Annotated in this window: 5 protein-coding genes; all 5 read right to left on the bottom strand. The window is 58.5% G+C overall.

Going from position 1 to position 6,000, the window contains the following annotated elements; all coding sequences use genetic code 11:
* The coding region (locus HY298_26085; GenBank protein MBI3853729.1) for a serine/threonine protein kinase at positions 1 to 2,263 on the bottom strand (2,263 nt) is incomplete at its 3' end.
* A 189-nt stretch (positions 2,264 to 2,452) separates the two neighbouring features.
* Positions 2,453 to 3,205 carry a sigma-70 family RNA polymerase sigma factor gene (locus HY298_26080; protein MBI3853728.1) on the bottom strand — a complete coding sequence of 251 codons (753 nt, stop codon included), beginning with the start codon at positions 3,203 to 3,205 and terminating at the stop codon, positions 2,453 to 2,455.
* A 479-nt stretch (positions 3,206 to 3,684) separates the two neighbouring features.
* Positions 3,685 to 4,092, bottom strand: coding sequence for a PIN domain-containing protein (locus HY298_26075; GenBank protein MBI3853727.1), 408 nt, complete (start codon positions 4,090 to 4,092; stop codon positions 3,685 to 3,687).
* Between the two features lie 3 nt (positions 4,093 to 4,095).
* Positions 4,096 to 4,350: a hypothetical protein gene (locus HY298_26070; protein MBI3853726.1), complete on the bottom strand. Its 255-nt coding sequence runs from the start codon at positions 4,348 to 4,350 to the stop codon at positions 4,096 to 4,098.
* Between the two features lie 89 nt (positions 4,351 to 4,439).
* Entirely contained in the window at positions 4,440 to 5,816 is a 1,377-nt protein-coding gene (locus HY298_26065; GenBank protein ID MBI3853725.1) for an MFS transporter, read from the bottom strand.
* Positions 5,817 to 6,000: the final 184 nt, after the last annotated feature.

Below are 6,000 nucleotides of genomic sequence, written 5' to 3'. Positions count from 1 at the left end.
TGTTCCATAGGTGACCTGAGGGTTGTGCCGCCATCGTGTGATGGCAGCAGGTTTTTTTGTCCCCCTCAGGATGCCTTTTTTCCACCCCCCGCCGTCCACAACTTTTGGAAATTTCTCCCCGTATGTTGCCGTAAGTCGAAACCGCAAGAATGCGCTCTCCATCTGGACTGAACTGCGCAAAAACAACTGCAGAATCATGTTTAAGCGGCTCAGTCACGAGCCGGCCTGTGCGGGCATCCCAAACCCGCGCCGTGTTGTCGTCCGAACAAGTCACGATCCGCCGGCCATCCGGACTAAACTTGGCTGAAGTGACCAACTCATAATGTTGAAGCGGTTCAGAAAGTGGTTGGCCAGTTCGGGCATCCCAAACCCGCGCCGTCTTGTCGAGCGACGCCGTGACTACGCGCTGCCCATCCGGGCTGAACTGCGCAGAATAAACTTTAGCATCATGTTTCATTGGCTGGAGTAGGGGCCGGCCTGTGCGGGCATTCCAGACCCGGGCGGTCCTGTCATCGGAAGCTGTCAGCACCTGCTGGCCATCCGGGCTGAACTGGGCGGAATCGATGTTGTCATCATGTCTGAGCGGTTCAATCAGCGGCTGGCCGGTGCGCGTATCCCAGACCCGCGCCATGTTGGAGGAAACAGTGAGTACGCGCTGGCCATCGGCACTAAACTGGGCGGAAAAGACAGGGTCATGATGTTTAAGCGGCTGAGTCACCGGCTGGCCGGTGCGCGCATCCCAGACCCGCGCGGTCTTGTCATCCGAAGCGGTGACTACCCGCTGCCCATCCGGGCTGAACTCGGCGAAGAGGACAGCCGCATCATGTTTGAGCGGCCCGGTCAGTGGTTGGCCAGTGTGCGCATCCCACACACGCGCGGTCTTGTCATCCGAAGCCGTGACCACCCGCTGCCCATCCGGACTAAACCGGGCGGAACGAACACGATCGTCATGTTGGAGCGGCGCGGTGACGGGCAGAGCGAAACTGCGTTGAGTCAACGCGGACAACAATCGCTCCGCCACAACTTGATTCGCGGGATGTTGTCGTAACACGCGGGCGAGATGCGCCACTCCCGCCGCCGAGTTGTCGGCTGTAAAGAAATCTTCGGCCCGCTGAATTTCCATTCTCTCCAACGTCGCCTCGGTTCGCTGGCGCTGGCGCAGTTCCTCGCTCGCGTTGTGCTCCGCCCGGCGCCATTGCCAGATCACACCGCTCAAACCGAGAGCGAAAACCAGGGTCAAAGACCCGGCGAGGCCGGCTACCTTCGTGTTGCGGCGCGACCATCGCCAGAGTTTCTCCGCCGGGCCAACCGGTCGGGCGCGGATCGGTTCATCGCGCAGTAAACGTCCCAGTTCATCGGCCAACTCTTGTGCCGATTGATAACGCCGCGGCGGGTCTTTTTCCAAACACTTGAGGCAGACAGTGTCCAGGTCGCGGGGCACGCCGGGATTCAGCACGCGCAAAGCGACGGGTTCATGGTTCAACACCTGCAGCACCACGTCATGGAGTGTCTCGCCCACAAAGGGGGGCCGTCCCGTGAGCAGGTGATAAAGAATCGCACCGAGCGAATAGACATCGCTGGGTGGACCGATCTGCTCGCGCTTCATGGCCGCTTGTTCGGGCGGCATGTAGTTGGGTGAACCGAGCAGTTGGCCGGTCACCGTCAGGTCCGATTCGTCCGAAAGCAATTTGGCCAGCCCGAAGTCGGTGATTTGCGGGCGGTCGGCGGCGTCGATGAGAACGTTGGAGGGTTTGAGATCGCGGTGCAGGACACCCTGGCGGTGCGCGTATTGGATCGCCTCGGCGATGGCCTGAACGTATTTGGCGGCCCGCGCGGCCGGGAGGGGATTTTCACGGACCAGTTCGGCAAGGTTCCTGCCTTCGACATAGTCCATCGAGAAATAGTGCTGCCCTTCGTGCTCGCCCACTTCGTGGATGGCGACGATGTTTGGATGATGCAGATTGGCGGCGGCTTCGGACTCGGTGCGAAAACGCTGGACGAAATCACGGCTCGCAAACTGGCCGAACAGGATCATCTTGACCGCGACGACACGATTCAAACTCAGTTGCCTGGCTCGGTAAACCACACCCATGCCACCGCGGGCGATTTCTTCCAGCAGTTCGTAGTCGCCAAAATACGGGAGGCGGGTTCGCGGCGAACCGAAATCAAACGCGAGCCTGGCCACGCACCTTGGGCAAAGTCCTTCCAAGGCGGCGCCGGGCAATTCCGCTCCGCATTTGGGGCAGGTGCGCGTTTGAGACATCGCTTCCATATAATCTACAGAAGAAAATCAGGCCGCCGATTACGCGAAATCTTTCGGTGGTAATTCTTAGAATGTTCACGAAAAAGCCTGATGGTTGTAGCCGCCGACGTAAGGAGGCGGATTTTCCAGCAGGAAATTCGAGACGGTTCCGCCTCCTCACGTCGGCGGCTACAATTTACGTACATGATCTTATTGGGTAAGCACGGTAAACAAATAATGCATTTCCTCGTCGAGGTCGGCGGGACTCAGCACGGTTTGCGCGACCTCGCTGCGGATCATCTCCCGGTAGCGCTGCCGGAGTCGATGCACCGTCACGGCGACGTTTCCAATGGTCATTCCCAATTGCGCGGCCACGGCGGCATACTCGCCTTCGCCGCTCTCGGCTGACAGAAATGTTTTCAAGAGGTCGAACTGGCGGGTATCATGATCGGCAGCCGATTCTTCGCGCAGGCGAGTCAACGCCTGTTCCAGCAGAGTCACCGCCCAGCGTTGTTCAAATATGTTCTCAGGAGACTGATTGGAGATTGGCTCCAGGAGGTAACGTTGCTCGGCGGTTTCGTCGTCCAACGAAAGAAGGGTTCGCCCGCCGCCGCGCTTCTCCGCGTTGACCCGGTCGTTTTGGTTCGCCAGGAAATGTTTGAGGGCGGCCAACAGAAACGAGCGGAACTTGCCCTTCTGACGATCCACGCTTTCTAGAAAATTGCCCTCCAGAAAACGCTCAAAGAAAGCCTGCGTCAAATCCTGGGCGTCGGGCGCGTCGTGGCCCTGGCGACGAACGTAGGCATAGAGAGGATACCAGTAAGTGCGGCAGAGTTTTTCCAACGCTTCCGCCGCTTGCGGCGAGGGCCGTTGGCCAGCCTTCAAGACGACGCTCCAATGCGTCGTGGCGAACCACTGTCCTTTGGCGGGCGCCGGCTGTTCATGGTCGTCGGCAGGCGACATGGTGCTCTCCTCAAATAAATTTCCGACTTTATCGGTTTGTTGGCGATTGGCGCGCGAACGTTGACGCCACGCGGCAGCTCGTCTGTGGTTTTGCTGAGGAGAACATGAACCCGATGAGATTCACAGCATGAATTTTGAGCTTGGCGAGGGCGATGGAATAAGGCGAAACGGTTGGCGAATGCTTTGAAGCGGCGTTCCAGATACTGCATTTCTAAACTGCCCGTTGAAAAAGTAGTCGCCGACGTGAGGAGGCGGAGAACTCGTTTCGATTCCCGATCAATTCCGCCTCCGCACGTCGGCGGCTACGAGACAGGATAAATTATTTGACGCGCTATTATCCCCTCGGCCACAAGCGAAGCCAGAAACGCAATGGCGATTGTTCGAGCACGTCGCGCAATAGCTCTTCCATGCTTCGCGCCTGCAGTCCGCCAAGGCAAGTGCGCCAAAAGAGCGTGCACAGAAAGGGCTGCCTTGCTTCTTTACCGGCTCCAGTCCTCGACATTCAATCCATCAATCTGGCGGAAATCCGTGTCACGGGTAAGGAGTGTCGCCCCGGCTTCGCGCGCACAAGCAGCGATCCACAGGTCGTTTTCATCCAAGGCCAGCCCTTTCTTTTGGCGGGCGAGCTTGACCTCGGCATAGTGATTTCCGACTGACTCGGTAATCGGCTCGCAAGAAATCGCAGCGAACAGTCTGGCGGCTTTGGTTTCCAGATCCTGCTTCCGCTGACCACTTGGCAACCGTGCAAGGCCGTGGAGAATTTCACCTCGAACCACTGGACAAAGACTGATTTGCTCGGTGGCAGGCAGTGCGGCCAGCCGGGCTTGCAGCCTGGGATGTTCCCGCATCAAATCGCTGAACGCAGTGGTGTCCAGCATGAAAGGCATCGGCTACTTTCCTTCGTTCAAAACAATTCCTGCATGGACGGGTAGCCGGGCGCTTTCGAGGGCTGCCTCCAGTTCGTCCAAGTCAACCGCGTGAAGGTGAGGGAAGTCGCGCACCGCTTGAAGAACGGCTGGCGGTGATCCGACGCGCGAAGCCGAGGTGCAAGGTTCGACTGAGACGCGCACGGCCTGCCCCTCAGGAAAAGGCAGCGGCTCTTCCAATTCAATCTTCATGCCTTTGGCCAGGCCCCGGTAGTTCATCGTGGTTGACCTTCCTCTTTTTCGAGCCTCATTTCAAGGACGGAATCCCGGAGTTGCGGTTTCGGGGCTCAGCGCGGAATCAGTCCACTTTAGCCTCTCGGCCATAAGCGGAGCCAGAAACGCAACGGGGATTGTTCCAGCACGTCGCGCAGCAAGTCTTCCATGGTGCGCGCTTGCGGTTCGTCCAGACGGCGGCAGAGGGCGAGGGTCACCAAAAACATCACCCCGACCGCGGCGAAGAAGAGGCTGAAGCGGTTCCATTCGAAACCGTGCCAGTCGGAGTGCAACGGTTGCAGCGCGTCGATGAACATGCCCCAGAAGATCGGCGCCAGCCCCAGCGTCAGACTGGCGATGACCGAATAGAGCGCGAAGAAATGACTGCGGCCCATCACCGGGATCGTGCCCATGGCAAGCCGGGTATTGGACTGGTTGACCAGCGCCATGGCCAGGCCCATCAAGAATTGCAAACCCATGAGCAGCGGCCAGCTCGCCGGAAAAACATGCGCGGCGATCAGCGCCCATCCCGTCAATATCAACAGCCAGGTGAGCAGCGAAAACGTGATGACCGGTTTGCTGCCGAGCAGATCAATCCGCGATCCCAGAAACCACAAGCTGCTCAAGCCGCCCAAAAAGGAAATCGAGGTGACCAACATGACGCTCCTTTCCGGCAGGGCGACTTCGGTTTTCAAAAACGCCACGATGAACGTGGTCAAGCCGCCCAAAGCGATCGACCACGCCACATTCATGCGCAACAGTTTTTGAAAGGGCGCATAACCGATGATTTCGCGCCAGGGCACGGGCGTGGTGGAAGTGCGCACCTGTTCCGGCGTGTCGCCTTCGGGCACGCGTTTGAGGAAGACCAGACTCATCACGCCCATGACGGCGCTGAACAGAAACAGCACGGCAAATTGCCACGGCTGAGAATTTTGTCCCAATGCCAAGGCCGCGAGCAAAAAGGCGCCGAAGCTCGCGACGTTGATACACGCCGCCTCCCGCGCCAGGTAGCTGCCGCGAATGGACGCAGGCAGCAGCGAGGTGATCCACGGCAGCCACGCGCAACTGGAAATACCGCGCGACAGATTGAAAACGAACAGCAACAGCAGCATCAACGAGAGCCGCGTGGTGGGATTGAGAAAACTTCCCGTCAGTGGCACCAGCACCATGCCGAAGATGAACGTGACGCGCATGCCCCAGCCAGCGAGGACGAATCGTTTGTAGCCGACGCGTGGAACGTATTGCGTCGCTGGAATCTGAAAGATCACCAGCAGCGCCGTCATCCCGGTGATGATGCCGAGCACCGTGGCGCTCGCACCAAGAGTCTTCGCGTAGAGCACCATCGGACTGCTCAAGACCATTTGAAACGAAAGCCCGTTGAAGGCTTGAAATGCGAAAACGTTATTCAGCCCCGGTGGAAAGTCGGGCTTGGCGGCCGGTGGGTTCAGGGTATCGACAGAGTTCGCGATCATGTCATTCAGCGACTGACCTGGCAGCCGCCGATCGCAAACTATCCTGAGTCAGTTCGAGAGTTGTCCAGCAGATTTACGACGAGAGGGTCGCCGGAAGGATATGATTTATGCGCACGGAAGATTGAAAATCGACTTCGTCGTGAAATTTCGTTGACCTGCCGAAGGCCGTCATTGCAAGTAGGCG

This window comes from Verrucomicrobiota bacterium (genome assembly GCA_016200005.1).
GTDB lineage: Bacteria > Verrucomicrobiota > Verrucomicrobiia > Limisphaerales > PALSA-1396 > PALSA-1396.
This window is presented reverse-complemented; position numbering and strand designations above follow the sequence as displayed.